General features: G+C 67.2%; 19 protein-coding genes. 10 read left to right on the forward strand and 9 right to left on the reverse strand.

Annotation, left to right across the window (positions count from 1 at the left end; translation table 11 throughout):
- Positions 1 to 19: 19 nt before the first annotated feature.
- The 6 genes from VN11_RS13540 to VN11_RS13565 are packed head-to-tail and all read left to right on the forward strand — an operon-like array spanning position 20 to position 3,255.
- On the forward strand, positions 20 to 415 hold the full coding sequence (locus VN11_RS13540) for a four helix bundle protein (protein WP_148564982.1): 396 nt from the start codon (positions 20 to 22) through the stop codon (positions 413 to 415).
- Positions 412 to 1,779, forward strand: coding sequence for an RNA-directed DNA polymerase (locus tag VN11_RS13545; protein ID WP_053450117.1), 1,368 nt, complete (start codon positions 412 to 414; stop codon positions 1,777 to 1,779). The genes VN11_RS13540 and VN11_RS13545 overlap by 4 nt, the downstream gene beginning before the upstream one ends.
- Positions 1,772 to 2,095 (forward strand): hypothetical protein, encoded by a 324-nt coding sequence (locus tag VN11_RS13550; protein WP_053450118.1) that lies wholly within the window; start codon positions 1,772 to 1,774, stop codon positions 2,093 to 2,095. Before VN11_RS13545 ends, VN11_RS13550 begins: the two co-directional genes overlap by 8 nt.
- Positions 2,085 to 2,369, forward strand: a complete 285-nt coding sequence (locus tag VN11_RS13555; RefSeq protein WP_053450119.1) for a hypothetical protein — start codon at positions 2,085 to 2,087, stop codon at positions 2,367 to 2,369. The genes VN11_RS13550 and VN11_RS13555 overlap by 11 nt, the downstream gene beginning before the upstream one ends.
- On the forward strand, positions 2,366 to 2,950 hold the full coding sequence (locus VN11_RS13560) for a hypothetical protein (protein ID WP_053450120.1): 585 nt from the start codon (positions 2,366 to 2,368) through the stop codon (positions 2,948 to 2,950). The genes VN11_RS13555 and VN11_RS13560 overlap by 4 nt, the downstream gene beginning before the upstream one ends.
- The gene (locus VN11_RS13565) at positions 2,947 to 3,255 is read left to right on the forward strand and encodes a hypothetical protein (RefSeq protein WP_053450121.1); all 309 of its coding nucleotides are present in this window, start codon (positions 2,947 to 2,949) and stop codon (positions 3,253 to 3,255) included. Before VN11_RS13560 ends, VN11_RS13565 begins: the two co-directional genes overlap by 4 nt.
- Before the next feature lie 195 nt (positions 3,256 to 3,450).
- Here VN11_RS13565 and VN11_RS13570 read toward each other — a convergent pair whose 3' ends face one another.
- On the reverse strand, positions 3,451 to 4,413 hold the full coding sequence (locus tag VN11_RS13570; RefSeq protein WP_053450122.1) for a tyrosine-type recombinase/integrase: 963 nt from the start codon (positions 4,411 to 4,413) through the stop codon (positions 3,451 to 3,453).
- Between the two features lie 227 nt (positions 4,414 to 4,640).
- On the opposite strand from VN11_RS13570, the gene VN11_RS13575 reads away from it, so the two are divergent.
- On the forward strand, positions 4,641 to 5,204 hold the full coding sequence (locus VN11_RS13575) for a GNAT family N-acetyltransferase (RefSeq protein ID WP_238581814.1): 564 nt from the start codon (positions 4,641 to 4,643) through the stop codon (positions 5,202 to 5,204).
- Positions 5,205 to 5,316: 112 nt separating this feature from the next.
- Positions 5,317 to 6,756, forward strand: coding sequence for a GGDEF domain-containing protein (locus tag VN11_RS13580; RefSeq protein ID WP_053450123.1), 1,440 nt, complete (start codon positions 5,317 to 5,319; stop codon positions 6,754 to 6,756).
- Here the strand turns inward: VN11_RS13580 and VN11_RS13585 are convergent.
- Entirely contained in the window at positions 6,753 to 8,579 is a 1,827-nt protein-coding gene (locus VN11_RS13585) for a methyl-accepting chemotaxis protein (protein ID WP_053450124.1), read from the reverse strand. The two genes, VN11_RS13580 and VN11_RS13585, sit on opposite strands and share 4 nt — an antisense overlap.
- A 256-nt stretch (positions 8,580 to 8,835) precedes the next feature.
- A complete protein-coding gene (locus VN11_RS13590) occupies positions 8,836 to 9,405 on the reverse strand; it encodes a GNAT family N-acetyltransferase (RefSeq protein ID WP_053450125.1) in 570 nt (189 codons plus the stop codon).
- 132 nt (positions 9,406 to 9,537) lie between these two features.
- Here VN11_RS13590 and VN11_RS13595 point away from each other — a divergent pair, with 132 nt between their 5' ends.
- A complete protein-coding gene (locus VN11_RS13595) occupies positions 9,538 to 10,626 on the forward strand; it encodes a DUF5694 domain-containing protein (RefSeq protein WP_053450126.1) in 1,089 nt (362 codons plus the stop codon).
- Positions 10,627 to 10,688: 62 nt separating this feature from the next.
- Positions 10,689 to 10,979 carry a putative quinol monooxygenase gene (locus VN11_RS13600; protein ID WP_053450127.1) on the forward strand — a complete coding sequence of 97 codons (291 nt, stop codon included), beginning with the start codon at positions 10,689 to 10,691 and terminating at the stop codon, positions 10,977 to 10,979.
- Position 10,980: 1 nt separating this feature from the next.
- Here the strand turns inward: VN11_RS13600 and VN11_RS13605 are convergent, their stop codons facing one another.
- The 6 genes from VN11_RS13605 to VN11_RS13630 form a co-directional block, all read right to left on the reverse strand.
- Positions 10,981 to 11,223, reverse strand: a complete 243-nt coding sequence (locus VN11_RS13605; protein ID WP_053450128.1) for a hypothetical protein — start codon at positions 11,221 to 11,223, stop codon at positions 10,981 to 10,983.
- 77 nt (positions 11,224 to 11,300) lie between these two features.
- Positions 11,301 to 12,707 (reverse strand): efflux transporter outer membrane subunit, encoded by a 1,407-nt coding sequence (locus tag VN11_RS13610; protein WP_053450129.1) that lies wholly within the window; start codon positions 12,705 to 12,707, stop codon positions 11,301 to 11,303.
- Entirely contained in the window at positions 12,694 to 13,857 is a 1,164-nt protein-coding gene (locus VN11_RS13615; RefSeq protein WP_053450130.1) for an efflux RND transporter periplasmic adaptor subunit, read from the reverse strand. The genes VN11_RS13610 and VN11_RS13615 overlap by 14 nt, the downstream gene beginning before the upstream one ends.
- Positions 13,850 to 17,071, reverse strand: a complete 3,222-nt coding sequence (locus tag VN11_RS13620) for an efflux RND transporter permease subunit (RefSeq protein ID WP_053450131.1) — start codon at positions 17,069 to 17,071, stop codon at positions 13,850 to 13,852. The genes VN11_RS13615 and VN11_RS13620 overlap by 8 nt, the downstream gene beginning before the upstream one ends.
- Positions 17,072 to 17,693: 622 nt before the next feature.
- Complete coding sequence (locus VN11_RS13625; protein ID WP_053450132.1) at positions 17,694 to 19,073, reverse strand: sensor histidine kinase; 1,380 nt, start codon at positions 19,071 to 19,073, stop codon at positions 17,694 to 17,696.
- On the reverse strand, positions 19,051 to 19,734 hold the full coding sequence (locus tag VN11_RS13630; RefSeq protein WP_053450133.1) for a response regulator transcription factor: 684 nt from the start codon (positions 19,732 to 19,734) through the stop codon (positions 19,051 to 19,053). Before VN11_RS13630 ends, VN11_RS13625 begins: the two co-directional genes overlap by 23 nt.
- Between the last annotated feature and the right edge of the window lie 3 nt (positions 19,735 to 19,737).

The following is a 19,737-nucleotide window of genomic DNA, read 5'->3' on the forward strand; positions in this document are numbered from 1 at the left end:
CATCAAGGCCGCCGAACGCATGGCGGTCGAGATCGAGAACGCCGTGCGTCGGTTCGCCCGCTACCATCGCTACCAGATCGGCAGCGACCTGCGCGCGCGTGCCCAGCAGGTGTTCATCAACGCCAACAACGCCTGGCGTGAGCGTGCTGAGCAGGCGCGATGGGTGGCGGTGCTGGTGCGGGATATCGACGCTCTCAAGCAGCTCCTGCAGATCGGCAAAAGGGTTGGCGCCTTCGCCAGCTTCCGCCAGTTTGAAATGCTTATTCGCCTGGCCGAAGAGCTGGGCATGCAGGCCGGCGGCTGGCGCCGCCGCCTGCGCGAAGTCTCCCATGCCCAGAATGCGCAAGCCGATGGCGTCGCGCAGCGTGGCAAGAAACTGAGTACCCGTACCGCCCTTGCGGGGGCCAACTCATGACGACGCCGCGCTATCCGCATCCGGGCTGCGCGGCCTGGTCGCAAGTGTATGGGGAGGCGGCCGCCTGGTCCTCGGCGTCCGCGTGGAACGTCAATTTCAACAACGGCAACGTCAACAACAACCACCGCAACAACAACGGGTTCGCGTTGGCCGTGCGTCGTGCCGGTGAGTTTCAGGGAGAGGTAGGCCTGCAGGAGTTGTACCAGGCATGGCGGCGTGCGCGCCGCCAGAAGGTTCCGAGCTTCAACCAGCTGCGATTCGACCATCGCTGGGCCGACGGCCTGCTGCAGCTGCAGCGCGAGCTGCTGGCCGGCCGCTGGGAGCCACGGCCCTCGACGTGCTTCGTAGCAACCCGCCCGAAGGCTCGCGAGATCCATGCGCCGGACTTCGCCGACCGCGTCGTGCACCACTGGCTGGTGCCGCAGCTGGAAGCGCTGTGGGAGCCGACGTTCATCCACGACAGCTACGCCAACCGCAAGGGCCGCGGCAGCCATGCGGCTGTACGCAGGGCCCAGCAGTTCGTGCGCCAGGTGCACAGCGGCAAGGGTGGTGGTTGGTATCTGCAGCTTGACATCGCCAACTTCTTCAACAGCATCCACCGGCCTACCCTGTGGCGGCTGCTGCGTACCCGGCTGCAGCGCCGTGGCGCACCACTGGTCGTCCAGCGTGCCACCCATGCACTACTGCGCCGCTCGCCGCTACATGCCGGCGTCCAGTACCGGGCCACGGCTACCGAGCAGGCACAGGTGCCACCACACAAGCGGCTGGCCAATGCACCGGCCGGGCGTGGCCTACCGATCGGCAACCTGTCCAGCCAGTTCTTCGCCAATGTCTACCTGGACGCGCTGGACCAGTTCGCCAAGCACGTCCTCAAGGCCAAGCGCTACCTGCGCTATGTCGATGACTTCGTGCTGTTCCACCACGACCGCGAGCAGCTGGCCGCCTGGCGCGACCAGATCGAGGACTTCTTGCAAGACCAGCTCGGCCTGCGGCTGAAGGCCGAGCAGAGGCTCTGCCAGCTGACCGACGGCTTGGACTTCCTCGGATACGTGATCTACCCGACTCATACCCTGGCTCGGCGCCGGGTGGTCGGGCACCTGCACACCGCGCTGGCCGAGTGGGAAGGCAGGCACGTCCAGGGCGACAAGCTGCGCGGCACCCCAGCGGACTTCCGTGAGCTGTCTAACCGCATCGCCAGCTTCGCCGGCCATCTGCAGCACGCCAGCAGCCACCGACTGATGCGCCGTGTCCACACCCGATTCCCCTGGCTGCGCTCAGCAGCCCGTCCGCGACGGTTCAGCCACAAGGCAGAGCGGCGGATCCATTCAATCCGCTGGATCAAAGAGGTGCCCTCCCATGACTGATCAGCTGCTCACCGCTGCGCAGGACCAATCCGAGCCGGTCGAGTGCCCCTACTACAACGGCCCTGTGTGGGACGCTTTCGGGCTCACCCGTGCGTCTTATCTGGTCGTCCCACGTCGGACTCTGCAATCCATGCCGCTGAAATGGCAGCAGCAGTTCGTGGCGCTGATGGATGAGGCGCAAGCCCGCCTGCCCGCTGAGGCTTTCCCCCAATACACCGTGCGCCGAGTGGTCAGCGGCAAGTTCGTCGCCGACCCACTGCGTGACTACCGCCATACCGGGCCAATCCCGCCCAAGGAAAGCCGCGATGAGCCCTGATCAACTTCGAGCCTTCGCCCGCTCGATCCTCGACCGCAAGCTGCGCGCCGGCTGGCGACGGGAGCAGATCCTGCGCATCGAATACGAAGGATTCACCGGGCCGGCGCACGCCGGCTACCTGATCTCCGCCGGAAAGATCTCGGTGTGCCAGGAAAACCAGTACCTGATCCGCCATACCGACGCATGGGCCGTGACGTTCCGCATGACCGACCTACTACGTGATGAGTCCGCACTACCGCCGGCACTGCCGGCTCAACTGGACTTGTTCGCATGACCGCACCGCTTCCCATTTCCCCGGCCACCACTGTCGAGGCCACCAAGGCATCGTCGCCTGTCGCTGCGGTCGTCGCTGCCATGCGGCGCGTGGATCCGGCCGGCGCTCCCGTTGCCGCCAACCAGGTGCGCGCGTGGGCCGACACCCTGATGACCTCGCTCTACTCCGCGCAGCCTGTCCGCTGGGAATACCGCCTAAAGGACGACTTCAAGCCGGGCTGCTGGGTCCAGGCCGATGCCGGGCACGTCTACGCCGCTCACCAGCGTGGACTCGTTGTGCGCGCCCTGTTCGAGACACCGCGCGTCATCCAGCCCGAGAAGGTCCACGACTTCCAGCGGCGCGTCTGCACACGTTGCGGGATGAGCGAAGACTGGGCAGGCCCGGATTGCTTCCCGCCTGACAAGAAGGCCGACCCGCGCACCCTGCTCCCCTTCGATCCCAGCTGGCTCATCCAGCCACTGCAGTGGCTCGTCGATGCGCCGGCCCACCTCAACACTTACGACCGCCGCCACCGCGCGGCGCAAGCCACCTTCCTGCTGGAAAAGCTCGAAGCCCACATCCAGGAGTGCAACAAGCCATGACCCAGGAACATATCAGCCACCCCGAAGGGTTGCCGAACTGCGCGGCCGGCCACCGCGCGCGCCACATCCACGACAAGCGCTGTACCGCTGCCGGCGGTGGCCACCTGGTCGAGTGCGCCTGCAGGTCGACCAGCAAGCATGCCGACCCCGATGCGGCCATTGCGGCATGGCGCCGGCTCAACCGCCCGGCGCGCAGCGCGCGGCCGTCAGTGGTGCCTGCGGCGGTCGACAACGTCCTGCAGTTCCAGCTCGGCCTGGCTGAGCGCAAACCCAAGACCCAGCGCGCGGCGCTGGCGTCGATCTGACGGAGGGAATCATGGGAGCTGCCGAGAACATCCCATTCGAGCTGCGAGCCATAGGTGCCGAAGAAGTCGGCACCCTGCTCGGCCTGGCTGCGCGAACGGTGCTGGAGACCGTCGCCTGCAGGCCGGACTTCCCCGTCCGGATCAGCATGCGCCCGGCCACATGGATTGCCGGCGAGGTGCTGGCGTGGCGCCAAGCTAACCGAGCCGGTCAGCCAGCTCGTCGGCGTCGGTCTGGTAGTAAATCAAGAGGCTCTTCAGGTCCCGGTGGCCAATAACCCGGGCCAGCTCCATCACGTCCAGCTTCTTAGATAGCCGCCAGATCGCCTCTGCTCGGCTGTCGTGGAAGTGCAGGTTCTCGATCTGAGCGGCATCCCGCGCACGGCGGAAAAGGGTGTCTCGCGTGCCGGGGTCCAGATCGAAAACGTTATCCGCCTCCTGCGGCAGAAGGCTGATAATCTCCCGCGCGCGGGCTGACATTGGCACACGGCGAACGTCGCCGTTCTTGGTCTTCGGCAAGGTCACGGATTTGGCCGACACATCGGACCATTTCATGCCCAAGATCTCGCCCGCGCGCATGGCTGTCTCCAGGGCGAACATGAAGCACAGCGCGACCCGGTGCTGAGCCGTCTCCGGCACGCCGCCGTCGTATCCCAGCGCCAGCGTCAGCCGGTCGATCTCCTCCTGGGCCACCCTGCGCTTCCGGCTGGCCGGAGCCTGTGGCCGGTCCACGTCCTTGATCGGGTCCCCGTTCAGCCATCCCCAATCCTTCCGGCAGGATTTGAACACCGACTGCAGCAGGTTCATCTCGCGCCGGACGGAGGCGGGTGCGACCTGACCTAAGCGGCGCTCGCGCCATTCGGCCAAGTGGATCGGCCGAAGAGCGGGCAGGCGCACGAGCGCCAGGGGATCCCGCTCCAGCAGTCCCAGCCGGGCCAGCTCCCACCGTGCACCCTTGTGCTTAGGCGCCACCTCATCGGCATAGCGGCGCAGGGCGTCCTTCACGGTATTCTCTGGGAGGCGTGCACCCGTCAGCTCGGCTTCGCGCATCAGCGCCCACTGGACCGCTTGCGCCTTCGTGGGGAGGGTGTTCGACTCGCGTCGACCGTCCTTGTAGATCTCGGCACGCCAGGAGGTGCCGCGTCGTTGGATAGATGCCATGCCGACAATCTTCGGCGTAATTCTGGCGTAACGCCATCGGGCAGACACGGGCCAACGCGTGATTAGAGCGATTCGCGCAGCGCGCGCAAGCTACTGAATCCGTTGAATATAGTCACTATTCGGGCGTGATCGGGATTGAGCGGGAAAAGTGCCGTAGTGCCTTTCACCGGCACCACTGCATCAAAGGCCAGGTCCATGACCTGGCCTTTTGCTTTTCCAGGCCCAGGGTGTCCACACTGCCCGGCATGCCTGCGTCGAATGTGCCGTCACTTCCAGACACCTTGCCCGCACGTCTGCGCCCCCTGCGGACCGATGATGCGGCCGCATGGTCCCGCTACCTCTCTCTGCCGGGCGTGATCGAACACACCAGCTGGGGCGACATCTCGGAACACGCCTTGCGCCAGCAGGTCGCCCGCTATATGCCGGGCGGCCCCGATCAGCGCTGGGCGCTGGCCGATGCCGAGGACGGGTTGATCGGCACCATCGGCTTGAACGGCATCGATCTCCTGCACGGCCGCGCCGAGCTCGCGTATGACCTCGACCCGCATTGGCAGGGACAAGGGCTGGCCACCCATGCGGCGCGCGCAGTGCTCGACTGGGGGCACGCAGTACGCCGCCTGGTCCGCATCCAGGCGACTGTCCTCGACAGCAATGCCCGCTCGATCGCCGTGCTGGAGCGTCTCGGCATGCAGCGGGAGGGGCTGCTGCACGCCTATCGTCATGTACGAGGCCACCCTCGCAATTTCTGGCTGTTTGCCCATCTCGAAGGTGCGGTCACGTCCCCCCGCTGAAGCACAATTGCGACCGCTGACAACGTTGGCACTAGACGCAGCGCACACTTTTCTTGCCAGCCTCACGCACTTCTGCCTATCGTGATCGCGCCGGATCGGGGCGGGGGAATGCATGACGTTGCGTGCTGCACTGTTTTTTGTGGTCACGCACGCGCTCGTCATTGCCTTGATCGGCCCGCAGGATCCGGTCGGCTCCTACCTGATGCTGATCACCGCCCCATTGCTGGCCGCACTGGCCTGCGCGCGGCGTGCACGTGACAGCCGCGCGGCCTGCAAATGGCGGATGCTTGGCGCCGCCGTCGCGCTGTTCTCGCTTGCACTGCTGGCCCTGCTGTACCGCAACGTGGCCGGCCTCGATCCCGCGCAGATGACCGTGTCATCGCTGATCCTGTACGTGTTCTACCGGATTCCCCTGACCTACGTGGCCGCCAGCCCGGGAGGCGGAAGCCGCGCCATCCGTGCGGTGGACCTGGCAATCATCGCGCTGCTGTGGCTGCTGTACTACGTGCACACCCAGGCCATGGCCCCTCTGAACCCCGCGTTGTGGACGCAGTGCCTGAAGACGATGAGCAGCGTGCAGAACAGCCTGGTGTTCTGCTTCGCACTGATCCGCTTCATTGCCGAGGACAATCCCGACCGCCGTGATTTCTTCCGGACACTGACCCTCTACGCGGCGGGCTACTTCCTGCTGGCGCTCTACATCAACACCTACCAGCCACAACTGCCCGATGGCAGCTGGGGGGACCTGCTGATCAGCGGACTGTTCGTGCTGCTGGCAGTGATGGCCGGCAGCCGTCGTCGCCGCCCCGCGGCGGAGATTTCCCTCGCGCTGCGGCGCATCGTCGATGCCGGCGTGCCGTTGATGCTGCCCCTGCTGCTGATGATGGTGGCGCTGCTGGTCGCCCGCCTGCAGCCGACCCTGGCCACGGTGGGCTTCCTGGGCGCCCTGCTCGGCTATGCCCTGCGCAGTGTGCTGAGCCAGGTCGACATCCAGCGCCAGCGCGATGAACTGGAAACGCTGGCCCGGCGCGATGCGCTCACCGGGCTGGGCAACCGGCGCAGCTTCGATGAATCACTCGGCGCGGCCCACCGCCGTGCCCGCCGCCAGGGCCTGGGCCTGGCGGTGCTGATGATCGACATCGATCACTTCAAGCGGCTCAATGATACCTATGGGCACCCGGAGGGTGACCGCCGCCTGCGCGCGGTTGCCTCGATCCTCGACGGTTGCCTGCAGCGCGGCGATGACCTGCTGGCCCGCTACGGCGGCGAGGAGTTCATCGCCGCCCTGCCCTCGGCCGAGGCAATGCACGCGCTGGAGCTGGGCGAACGGCTGCGCGCCGCCGTCGAAAGCGCCGCACTGCCGGCTGCCGACGGCCAGGTGACCATCAGCGTGGGCGTGGCGTGGCAGGCCGCCGGCGATGAGCGCGAACCCAGTGACCTGGTCGCTCACGCCGACCAGGCCCTGTACCGCGCCAAGCGTGACGGGCGCAACTGCGTGCACCTCGCCCCGGCGCCCGGCACCGCCGAGGCCCCGTCCGGCCAGCGCGCCTAGACCGCGCGCAGCGCCGGTACCCCATGCGCATGGCCAGCACCTTCCTGGACACGGAAGCTGGCCACGGTCTGCAACAGGTGCGCCGACTGCTCCTCCATGCTGCGCGCGGCAGCCGAAGCCTCTTCGACCAGGGCCGCGTTCTGCTGGGTGCCCTGGTCGATCAGGTCCACCGCATGGTTCATCTGCTGGATGTCATCGCTCTGCTGTTGCGAGGCGGTGCTGATCTCGGTCATCAGATCGCTGACCCGGCGCACGTTGGTCACGATCTCGTCCATGGTGCGGCCGGCACTCTCGACCTGGGCGGTACCGGCCCCGACGTTGGCCACCGACTCATCGATCAGCTGCTTGATCTCCTTGGCGGCGCTGGCCGAACGCTGCGACAGCTCGCGGATCTCGGTGGCGACCACCGCGAAGCCGCGGCCATGTTCGCCGGCACGCGCAGCCTCCACGGCGGCATTCAGTGCGAGGATGTTGGTCTGGAAGGCGATGCCATCGATCACTCCGATGATGTCGACGATGCGCCGCGAAGATGCATTGATCACCGCCATCGTCTCCACCACCTCATGCACCACGCTGCCGCCCCGCGCGGCGACATCGGCCGCCCCACCGGCCAGCTGGCTGGCCTGGCGCGCGTTGGTGGCGGTGCGCTGCACCGTCTCGGCGAGCCCCTTCATCGACACCGCGGTTTCCTCCAGCGACGCCGCCTGCTGCTCGGTACGCTGCGACAGGTCGCTGTTGCCCTGGGCGATCTCGGTCGCACCGACCGCGATGGTATCGGCGGCGAACTTGATCTGGCCGATGATCGCGGCCATCGCTTCGACCAGTGAGTTCACGCCGTCGCACAGTTCGGCGATCGCACCCTGCTTGTCGGCCGTGGCCACGCGCCGGGTGAGATCGCCCTGCTTGGCTGCGGCCACCACCTCGCGGGTCTGCGCAACCGCACGCTGCATCGCCTGGTTCTCATGCACCTGCGCGGTGATGTCGGTAGCGTACTTGACGACCTTGAACGGCTTGCCGTTGAGGTCGAGGATCGGATTGTAGGAAGCCTGGATCCAGACTTCACGCCCGCCCTTGCCGAGGCGGCGGTACTGCCCGGCATCGTATTCGCCGCGCCCGAGCTTTTCCCAGAACTGGCGGTATTCATCGCTGCTGCGATGCCCCGGCTCGACGAACAGCGAATGATGCTGGCCACGCACCTCATCAAGGTTGTAGCCGGTGGTGGCGAGGAAGTTGTCGTTGGCCGAGAGGATGCGGCCATCCATGCTGAACTCGATCACCGCCTGCGACTTTGCAATCGCCGCCAGCTGCCCCGCGGAATCGGCCGCCTGCAGCTTCTGCGCCGTGATGTCGGTGGCGAACTTGACCACCTTGTACGGCCGCCCCTGCTGGTCAAGCACCGGGTTGTACGACGCCTGGATCCAGATCTCGCGCTGGCCCTTGCCGAAGCGACGGTACTGCCCGGCATCGTACTCGCCGCGCCCGAGCCTCGCCCAGAAATCACGGTATTCCGCGCTGCGTGCCAGTTCGGGATCGACGAACAGCGAATGGTGCTTGCCCTGGATCTCATCCAGCCGGTAGCCCATCGCCTGCAGGAAGTTGTCATTGGCCTGCAGGATGGTGCCGTCGAGTGCGAACTCGATGACCGCCTGCACGCGGTGCAACGCCGCAACCTGGGCTTCGAGCTCGGCGCGGTGGGTCGCCGCCGGCTCGGTGCGGGTGCGCTGCTGCGGGGCCAGCGCGCCCAGCAGCGCACGCCACGGCGACCAACGGGTATGCAGCTCGGCCGGCGCCTGCGCGCCCGCCGTGAAGCCTGGAATGAGCATTGTCTGATCCTCGGTGTCCGGTAAGCGGTTGCGACCCGACGGGCGGGATGCCCGGCGGCAACTTCAGTTGCTTGGGACTACAGGTACCGGGTGGGCACCCCTCGAGCGGCTGGCAAGAACATCTGGTGCGGGTGCGATCGGCATCTGGGAGCGGCGGAACACACAGCGCGGACCGCCCATCGGGGGCAGCCTGGGGTCCTGCAGCGGGTGACTGGAGCGGGATCCAGAGGGGATATCGGCGATGGGGCGGGCGGCTTTAGCGGGATTCCGCGACGTCCGTCGCAACTTGCGACGCCATCGCGGGGATGCGGTAGACAACCGCGATGTACTTCACAGCTTGTTCACGCGCGACGGGGACACCGCCGAGGGATTCCGCCAGGCGCCGGCTGGGCGCGTTCTGCTCGGCTACCGGGTAACGGAATGCGGCGCAGTCCAGCCGCAGGGACGCGGACGCCAGCACCGCCGACACGGCTTCGCGGCCATAGCCCTGCCCATGCATCGATTCAGCGATCCAGATGCCCAACTCGGGTTCCGCATCACCGGTGCGATGCAGGCCTGCCAAGCCAAGGAAGGTGTGGTCCGTGCGGCGGCGGATGACGAATGTGAAGTCCGAACCATCAGCGATGGTGAGCAACCACGCGCGCCAGACCACGGCGAATGCCTGCTCCGATGCCGGCGGATCGAACGCCATGTAGCGGGTCAGCCCCGGCGTGATCGCGATGAACGCCTCGCCTGCGTCATCCGTTGTGAAGGGCCGAAGGCTCAGCCGCGGGCTGCCGATGGTCCAGTCGCTGGGACGCGGGATATGGGTCGTCGTTGCCTTCATTGAGCACAGCCTCGCCCGAACGCCGATGCAGTTCAAGCCGAAAAGGTTTGCATGACCAACGGGAGATTCCGAGGCAGATGAAAATGGCCAGCATGCAGCGGACTGCAGGACGTTCACTGACACGGAGATCGCATGTTCACACGCTTGGCCAGCTTCCTGATCCTGGGCCTGTGCAGCGCCGGCGCCCTGGCCGCCGATGCCCCCTATCGCCCGACCTTCCATCCCGACCAGTTGAAGGGGCCGCCCGCCGGGCGCCCGAACGAAGTGCTGGTACTGGGCAGCACCCACTTGTCCGGGCTGCCCAAGACCTTCCAGCCGGCCCTGCTCGAGCCCTTGCTGCAGCGACTGGTCGCCTGGAAACCCGAGCTGATCGCCACCGAGGACCTGTCCGGCCTGCAGTGTGATTTCATGCGCCGCTACCCCGCCCGCTACGCGGAAAGCGTGGCCACCTACTGCTTCGACACTTCGGCCGCACAGGCCGCGACCGGACTGGACGTGCCCGCTGCGAACACCGAGGTCGAGCGCCTGCTCTCGAACTGGCCACATGATCCGACGCCTGCACAGCGTCGTCGGCTGGCCGCATTGTTTCTTGCGGCGGGCGAACGGGGATCTGCACAGGTGCAGTGGCTGCGCCTGCTCGCCGCCGAACGCAAGGACGGCGACGGGCTGAGCGCGGCCCTGGTCGAGTTCCTCGACAAAGGCCTGGCTCGCCGCAATGAAACGAACCTGATCGCTGCCGAAGTCGCTGCGCGCCTCGGCCATGAACGTCTCTGGGCCGTGGACGACCACACCGCCGATTCGCCCACACCTGCCGAGGACGAAGCGGCGGCCAGCGCCGCCATCACCGGCGCCTGGAAGAACAAGCACTCGCAGGCGCGGCGGGACGCCGACAAGCGCCTGGTGGCCGACCTGGACAAGCCCGACGGCGTGCTGGCGCTGTACAGGGCCTACAACAGCCCCGCAGCGGCGATGGACGCGTACCGGAGCGACTTCGGCGCGACACTCGTCGAGCCGTCAGCCAAGGCGTTCGGCAGGATGTATGTCGGCTATTGGGAAACCCGCAACCTGCGCATGGTCGCCAACATGCGCGACGTGCTGGGCCTGCACCCCGGCAGCCGCATGCTGGCCATCGTCGGTGCCTCGCACAAGGGCTACTACGAGGCTTACCTCAACCAGATGCACGATGTGCAGCTGGTCAGTGCGGACGCAGTATTGCGCTGACGGTGGATGGTGCCGGCCCTGCGCCGGCACTATCCTGCAGGGCCCGCGTTGCAGGTACCGACATGCTCAAGGTGATCGCCGAGGATTTCATCCATCCCGATGCCGTGGAAACCGTGCTTCCGCTTTACCGGGAGCTGGTCGCGTGCACGCAGCGCGAGCCGCTGTGCGTCAGCTATGAACTGTTCGTTGACCAGAAGGATCCCGGGCACTTCATCTTCATCGAGCTCTGGCCGGACCGCGCCGCGCTTGACCTCCACTGCGCCAGCGAACACTTCCAGCGCCTGGTGCCACAGATCAACGCCTTCCAGCGTGCGCCCTGCCGGTTCGTGCTGATGGAAGCCGCTGCGCTGTAGATCACGGGGCGGCGGTTCGCGGTGGTGGCCGATTGGCCCGCCACAGCACCGCGCTTGCGGCCAGCGTGCAGGCCAGTGTCAGCACCAGCAACGCCACAACGCCGCCGTGCAGCAGCGGCAGCAACGCCTGCGCATGCAGGTCGCCTCGCAGTTGTTCCAGGCGCAAGCCGGCGGCCAGCGCCAGGCACCAGCCAATCATCGCCGGTGCGTAGGCGGCGACGACAGTTCGATTCCAGGCCATCATCGTGCACTCTCCTGTCCGGGGTGGATGGGGCGATTGTTCCGCCCCGCCCTCTCACAGGCTGAGACCGCCTCCAGCGGCTATCGCGACCAGCCTCCGCCCAGCGCCGCCATCAACGCCGCGCTGGCCTGCAGCTGCCGGCTCTGGATGTCCTGCAGCCCCAACTGCGCCTGGCGGGCATCGGTCTGCGCGCTGACCACGTCCAGGTAGCTCACCGCACCACCGGTGTAACGGTCATTGGCGATCTGCTCGGCACGCCGCGCCGCAGTCACCGCATCCTGCTCGTGGCCGCGCTGCGCATCGAGCTGGCGCAGCAGGGTCAACTGGTCTTCCACCTGGCGGATCGCGGCCAGCACGGCGGCCCGGTACTGCGCCGAGGCCGCGTCGAACTCGGCATAGGCCTCGGCCTTGGCCGCCTTGCGACGGCCGCCATCGAACACCGGCAGCGCCGCCAGCGGACCCAGCGCCCAGTAGCGGTTACCCGCGTCGAGCAGGGCACTGCCACCCGAGGTCTGGCCACCCAGCAGGCCGCTGAGACTGAGCTGCGGGAACCACGCGGCGCGCGCCACACCGATGCCCGCATTGGCAGCGAACACCCGGCGCTCAGCGGCAGCGATATCCGGCCGTCGCTGCAGCAGGCTGCTGGGCAGATCGGCTGGCACCGATGGCAGGGCCGGCAGACCCGCGTCGGCGATGACGAAGCCGGTGGCCGGCGCGCCGACCAGTTCGGCGATGGCATGCCGCAGCAGTTCATGGCGGCCGTCGAGCGCATCCAGATCGGCCTGCGCGCTGGCCAGTTGGTGCTGCGCCCGCGATACGTCCAGTTGCGAAGCGATCTCGCCACGGAAACGGTCTTCGGTCAGCGCCAACGCCTGCCGGTAGTCCTCGATGCTGTCATGCAGGATCGCCTGCTGCGCCTCGGCGCCGCGAAGCTGCAGATAGAGCCCGGCCAACTGCTGCGACAGGCTCAGCCGCGCAGCGGCAAGGTCATCGCCACTGGCTTCGGCACGCGCCTTGCCCGCGGCAGCCGCGTTGCGCAGGCGGCCCCACAGATCAAGGTCGAACGACAGCGAGAACGTGGCGGTATTGCTGTCATAGATCGCCGGCTGGGTGGCGCTGCGCAGCGGCTTGTCATCGGACTGCCGCTGGCGCACCGGGCCGGTACTGAAGCCGACCTGCGGCGCCCGCGTCGATGCCACTTCACCCGCCGCGGCACGCGCTGCATCGTAGTGCGCCACGGCCAACGCCAGGCTCGGGTTGGCCGCGCCCAACTGCTGTTGCAGCCGGTCCAGCACCGGGTCCTGGAAGGCCTGCCACCACGCCTGTGGCAGCGCCCCTGATCCGGCAGTGGCCCCTGCACGTTCATAGGCCACCGGCACTGCCACCGCTGGCACCTGGTAGGCGGGCGCCAGCGAGCAGCCAGCCAATGCCAGCGCCACCGCCACCGCCACCGCCGCCAGTACGGCAGCGCGCTCAGCCGCGGGCATGCGTGGGCTCCTGTCCGCCGGCCACCACATGCACCCGGTCACCTTCGCGCAGTGCATCAGGCGGATTGGGAATCACCCTGTCCCCGGCCTGCAGGCCTCGGTCGACGCGCAGCGTGCTGCCCAGGTCACTGGCGATATGGATGTCGCGCAGGTGCACGATGTCCTTGCTGTCGACCACTGCCACCTGGGTGCCCTTGGCCCGGAAGATCAACACCTCCGCTGGCACGCTCACGCCAGCTCCCCCGCCCTGCAGTGGCAGCGTCACTTCCGCGTAGCTGCCGGGCAGCAGTGCGCCATCGGCATTGTCGACCACGAACTGTGCCAGCAGGGTGCCGGAACTGCGGTCGATCGCGCTGGAGTCTCCCTGCAGGGTGGCGGTGAAGTGGCGTCCCTCCTGGCCCGGTACCTGCAAGGTTGCCTGCAGCCCGGGACGGATGCTGGCCGCGCTGTTCTGCGGTACCGGCACCATCAGGCGCAGGCGTCGGGTATCGGCGATGTTGAACAACTCGCGCCCGCTGTCATCGGCGCGGATCAACTGGCCGACATCGGTCTGCCGCGAGGTGACCGTGCCATCGAACGGCGCACGCAAGGTGCGGTAACGACCGAGTTCCTGCAGCCGCGCGTAGTCGGCCTGCGCCGCTTCCACGCTGGCCTGTGCGGCCACCGCATTGGCCTGCTTCTCGTCGGCTTCCTGGCGCGATACCGAATGGCTGCCGAGCATGCCCTGCCAGCGCTCGGCGCTGACTTTGGCCAGCGCCGCGTCGGCCTGCACCTGCAGCAGATGGGCATGCGCCTGCGCGATCTGCTGGTCCAGCTCCGGGCTGTCGATCACCGCCAGCACCTGCCCCGCCTTCACCGGCTGGCCGATGTCAGCGCTCCACGACTTCAGGTAGCCACCCACACGCGCGTGGATCGGTGCTTCGGTCCAGGCACTCAGGTGCGACGGCAGCGTCATCGTACCCGGGGCGCCCTGCTCCCCGGCGGTCACCACCTGCACCGACGGCACCGCCTGGCGCTCGGTCCACTCGACCACGGCGTGTGCCTGCTGCGCGCGCAGGGCCAGGCCACCGGCAACGAGGATGACCACCACGGCGGCGGCCAGGACCAGAGGACGGCGCAGCGAACGCTGCGGCAGTGAAGACTCAGACATGCAGGGGTTCTCCGGCAGGAGCAGTACGGGTTTTACGGGAGTGGGCCAATGCGAACACCACCGGCACGAACAGCAGCGTGGCGCAGGTGGCCAGCAGCAGGCCGCCGATCACCGCGCGGCCCAGCGGTGCATTCTGTTCGGTGGACAGTGCAGTCGGCAGCATGCCCAGGATCATCGCCAGTGCGGTCATGCAGACCGGGCGGAAGCGGGTAAAACCCCCTTCCAGTGCGGCCTTGACCGCGTCGCCATGCTCGGCCAGGCGCTCGCGGCAGAAACTGACCACCAGGATCGAGTTGGCCGTGGCCACGCCCATGCACAGGATGGCCCCGGTCAGCGCCGGCACCGACAACGTGGTGTGGGTCAGGAACAGCATCCAGACCACGCCTGCCAGACCGGCCGGCAGCGCGGTGATGATCACGAACGGATCGGTCCAGGACTGGAAGTTGATGACGATCAGCAGGTAGATCAGCACGATCGCGGCCAGCAGGCCGTAGCCGAGGCCACTGAAGGCCACGTGCAACGCATCGATCTGGCCGTGCAGGCCAACCTCGGTGCCGCGCGGCCGCTGGCCTGCCATGCCATCGATGACCTTCTGCACGTCGGCCGCCACGGCGCCGAGATCGCGGCCCTGCACGCTGGCATATACGTCCAGCGTGGGTTGCACGTTGTAATGGGTAACAACCGCCGAACTGGAGCCGCGCTGGATCTCGGCCAGGCCACCGAGCACCTGTGGCACGCCACCACCGCTGCCGGTGACCGGCAGCGCCTGAAGTGCGGCCAGGCTGTCCATGCGGTACTGCGGCGTGGCGGCGACCACGCTGTAGGAGATGCCGTTCTTCGGGCTCAACCAGAATGTCGGGGCGACCTGGCCGCTACCGGCCAGCGACGCCACCATGCTGTTGGTGACATCGCGCTCGGTGATGCCCAGCCCATTGGCGCGAAGCCGATCGACATCCACCTTCAGGGTCGGATAGCCATCGGGTTGCTGCAGGCGCAGGTCGACCAGCCCCGGCACGTGGCGCAGGCGGCGCTGCAGTTCCTGCGCATAGGCGCGGTTGCCGGCGGCATCCGGTCCGGCGATGCGCACGTCCAGCGGCGCCGGTGAACCGAAGTTGAGGATCTGGCTGCTGGTATCGGCGGGCAGGAACGCAAAGCTGGCGCCCGGGAAGGCCGAAGGCAGTACCTCACGCAGGCGTCGCGCGTACTCGGCGGCATCGCCGTGACCCGGTTTCAGCGAGACCTGGATGTCACCATCCTGCGGACCGATGGTGCCGGTAGCGCTGTAAGCCATGTTGATGCCGGTCATCGGCAGACCGAGGTTGTCGACGATGGCATCGATCTCCTGCGGCGGAAGTTCCTGGCGGATGCGCGCTTCGATGCGGTCGAACGCTGCAGCGGTTTCCTCGATGCGCGTGCCCAGGGGCAGGCGCACATGCAGCGACAACGCGCTGGCTTCGGTGGCCGGGAAGAAGTCCTGGCCCAGGGTTGGCAGCAGCGCGAAGGACACCAGTACGCAGGCCATGAAACCCAGCAGGAAGCGGCCCCGGTGCGCCAGTGCCAGGCCCAGCAGCGCGTGGTAGCGGTCGCGGGTGGCGGAGAATCCGGCTTCGAAGCGCTGCTGCCAGCGCACCAGCGTGGCCGCCATCCGTGCGCGACGCGGTTGCGGATGATCGCCTTCATGATGGTTGAGGAACGCATCCTCGGGATGATGGCCTGCCCCGCCCTCCACCCGGTGCGGACGCAACAGGTACAACGCCATGGTCGGCACCAGCGTGCGCGACAACACGAACGAGCTGGCCATGGCGAAGATCACCGCCAGCGCCATCGGCCGGAACAGATAACCGGCGATGCCGTCGAGCAGGAACATCGGCACGAACACGATGCAGATGCACAGCAGCGACACGAATGCCGGGCCGACGATCTGCGCAGCGCCATCAAGGATCGCCTCGCGTACGCCCTTGCCCTGCTCCAGGTGCCAGTTGACGTTCTCGATGGTGACCGTGGCATCGTCGACCAGGATACCCACGGCCAGTGCCAGGCCACCCAGGGTCATCACATTGAGCGTCTGCCCGGCGGCGGACAGCAGCGCGATGGCCGACAGCACCGCCAACGGAATCGAGGCGGCGATGATCACGGTCGAGCGCCAGCTGCCGAGGAACACCAGGATCATCACGCTGGTCAGCAGCGCGGCGATGATGCCCTCGCGGGCGACGCTGCTGATCGATTCGCGCACGAAGGTGGACGCATCGCCGAGCAACGAGATCTTCAGCGACGGCGGCAGGGTTTCGCCAATCTGCGGCAGCATGGCCCGGATGCGGCTGACCAGGGTCAGGGTCGAGGCGTCGCCATTCTTCAGCGCCGCCATCAGCACCGAGTGGCCACCGTTGACCCGCACGATGTTGGTCTGCGGCGGCGAGCCATCGCGCACATGGGCGACCTGGCCGATGGTGACCACCGCACCGTTGACGGTGCGGATCGGCAGGTCGTTCAGCGCTTCGATTTCGCTGGGGCTGTTGTTGAGCAACACGGTGAATTCGTTGCTGCCCAGCTTGGCGGTGCCGACCGGGGTGATCTGGTTCTGCGCGGCCAGTGCGTTGCCCACGTCCTGCGCGGACAGGCCCTTGGCCGCCATTGCCTGCGGGTCCAGGTCGAGGGTGATCTGGCGCTGCCTGCCACCGTAGGGCGCGGGAATGGCCAGGCCAGGGATCGAGGTCAGCGGCGGGCGCACGGTGTTCTGCGCCAGGTCACGGATCTGCGATTCACCCAGCGTCGGGCTGGAGAACGCCATCTGCAGCACCGGCACGGTGGAGGCGCTGTAGTTGAGGATCAGCGGCGGGGTCATGCCGGCCGGCATCTGCTTGACTATGGTCTGCGAGATCGCGGTGATCTGCGCATTGGCGGTGCGGATGTCCACGCCGGGCTGGAAGAACACCTTGACCACGCCCATGCCCGCCAGCGACTGCGATTCGATGTGCTCGATGTCGTTGACGGTGGTGCTGAGCGCACGCTCGTAGGGCGAGATCACCCGCCCGGCCATCGCATCCGGTGACAGGCCGGTGTACTGCCAGACCACGGCGATGACGGGGATGCCGATATCGGGGAATACATCGGTGGGGGTGCGCAGCGCGCTGAGCGGACCGACGATGCAGATGAAAATGGCCATCACCACGAAGGTGTAAGGCTTGTTGAGCGCGGTCCTGACCAACCCGAGCATGCGGCTCTCCAGCGATGCCACTGCCCACCGCGGGCAGCGCAGGCCGGCAAGTATCGGCGCTACCGGCTAAAACAAGGCTGTGCCGCAGATGAAACATATTTCATGAAGGGAGTGGGTTCGGCAGGGCTGCGCCCTGCACCCGCCGAAGCCTTCAAGCAACAGCAACAGCAGCATTCCGTGGGATAGCGGGGCGGTGTCGGAGTGCGGGGACGCCGTGAACCCATCCCTGGGGGCTTGGCAGCCGCATCCATGCGGCTGACACCCCGCACTCCGACACCGCCCCACCTCTGACAGATTCCCGTGGCTGTTGGTGGATGTCGACCTTGGTCGACACATCCGTCAGATATCGATAGTCAAACTTTGATCAGATCTACCGTGTCGACCAAGGTCGACACCTACCAGAGCAGAATGCCGTTCCAGCAGATCGCGAAATACTGTCGAAGGCGGGGTGGGTCCGGTGGCAGGGGTGTGAGCGCCATGGATGGCGCGACCAAGCCCCCATGGATGGGTTCACGGCGTCCCCTGCCACCGGACCCACCCCGCCATCCCACGGACTGCCCGCTTTTGACGTTGACGTTGATTGCGGCAGGTGCAGGGCTGCAAGCCCTGCAGAAAAACACCCCTACAGCACCTGCGGCCGGCACAGCAGGCTGAAGCACGCGCCGCCCAGCGAAGACGACGTCACCTGCAGGCGGAACCCATGCAGCCCCGCAATGGCGGCCACGATCGACAGGCCCAGGCCGAATCCACCGCCCTTGATGGCCTCCGCGCGATGGAAACGCTGGAACACCAGGCTGCGCTCCGTCTCGGGTATGCCCGGCCCGGAATCCTCCACCGCGATGCAGGTCGCGCCGTCTTCCACCCGCGCCGACAGCTGCACGCCGCCGCCCTCCGGTGCGAACCGGATCGCATTGTCGAGCAGGTTGCCGATCGCTTCGAACAACAGGCCGCGATCCCCCATCACGCCCGGCAGATCGGCGTCCAACTCCAGCAACAACACCTGCCCTTTCTCCTCCGCCAGCGGTGCATAGAAGGCGTGGATCTCCTGCAGCAGTGGCTCCGGCGCCAGCGTGGCGAAGCCGGAACGACGCTGGTGATCCTCCAGCTCGGAAATCCGCAGCAACGCGCGGAAGCGTGCCATCAGGGTATCGGTCTCCTCCAGTACCTGCTCCAGAGGCAGCGACTGTGGATCGCCGTCGGCCACCTGCTGGCGCATGCGGTACAGCTGCGCACGCACGCGCGTCAGCGGGGTGCGCAGGTCGTGGGCGATGTTGTCACACACTCCTTTGACCTCGGTCATCAGCTGCTCGATGCGGTCGAGCATGGCGTTGACGATGGTCGCCAGCATGTCCAGTTCATCGCGGCGGTTGGCCAACGGCAGCCGCTGGCCCAGATCACCGGCAACGATGCGCGCAGTGGCCTGTTCGATGGCCTGGATGCGTCGCAGCGGCCGCCGTCGCAACAGGTGCCAGCCCAGCAGCCCCGGCACCAGGGTCAGTGAAACGCCCCACAACAGCGCGTCGAGGATCAGGTGATTGACCTCGTTCAACGGCCCGCTGTAGCGCACCAGCACCAGGATGCGGCCGTCACGGGTGGGCATCGCCAGGCCGAAGCCGCGCTTGCCTCGCGCGTTCACATCGGCGATGGGCAATCCGGAAACCGGGTGTGCGCTGCCATCGAGTGGCAGCTGTGCCGGCAGCGACTTCAGCATGCCCGCAAGCGGTTTTCCGTCGGGGGTGAACAGGCCGTAGGCATCAATACCATGCAGGTCGTAGCGGCGGTTCTCGCGCAGCGCCGCGGTCAGCCCATCGCCGGTGAAGTGCTCGAACAGATGTGCGCGTTGCAGCACCGCGGACTGCGCGAGCTCGTCCAGGTACAGCGATACCCGCCAGTACAGCACCCCCAGCAGCACGCACGACCAGGCCACGAACAGCAGGCTGTACAGCCCCAGCAGGCGGCTGCTGGACGAACGCCAGCCGTCAGACAGTTTCGCTGAGGACATAGCCACTGCCGCGCACGGTACGGATCAGCGACGGTGCATCGGCCTGGTCCAGCTTGCGCCGCAGGCGGCCGATATGCACGTCGATGAGGTTGGTGCCCGGGTCGAAGTGGTAGCCCCACACTTCCTCGAACAGCATCATCCGGGTCAGCACCTGCCCGGCGTTGCGCATCAGGTACTCCAGCAGCTTGAACTCGGTCGGCAGCAGGCTCAGGCTGCGCCCGCCACGGTGGGCGGTGCGCGCCAGCAGGTCCAGCTGCAGGTCGCCGACCCGCAGCACGGTCTCGTTGCTGGCCGGCTGCTGGCGGCGACGCAACAGCACTTCCACCCGCGCCGCCATCTCGTCGGAGGCGAACGGCTTGGTCAGGTAGTCGTCGCCACCGGCGCGCAGGCCGCGCACGCGCTCGTCCACGTCGGACAACGCGCTGAGCATCAGCACCGGCGTGGCAACGCCGATCCGCCGCAGCGTGGTGACGATGGCCAGGCCGTCCAGGCCAGGCAGCATGCGGTCCAGCGTGATCACGTCATAGTCGCCGCTGGCCGCGCGCACCAGGCCTTCACGACCATCGGCCACCCAGTCCACGTGCAGGCCATGGCTGCCCAGCTCGGCCACGATTTCCTGGGCAGTGATGGCGTCATCCTCGATGGTCAATACGCGCGACATGGG

The organism is Stenotrophomonas maltophilia (genome assembly GCF_001274595.1).
In the GTDB taxonomy this organism is placed as follows: domain Bacteria; phylum Pseudomonadota; class Gammaproteobacteria; order Xanthomonadales; family Xanthomonadaceae; genus Stenotrophomonas; species Stenotrophomonas forensis.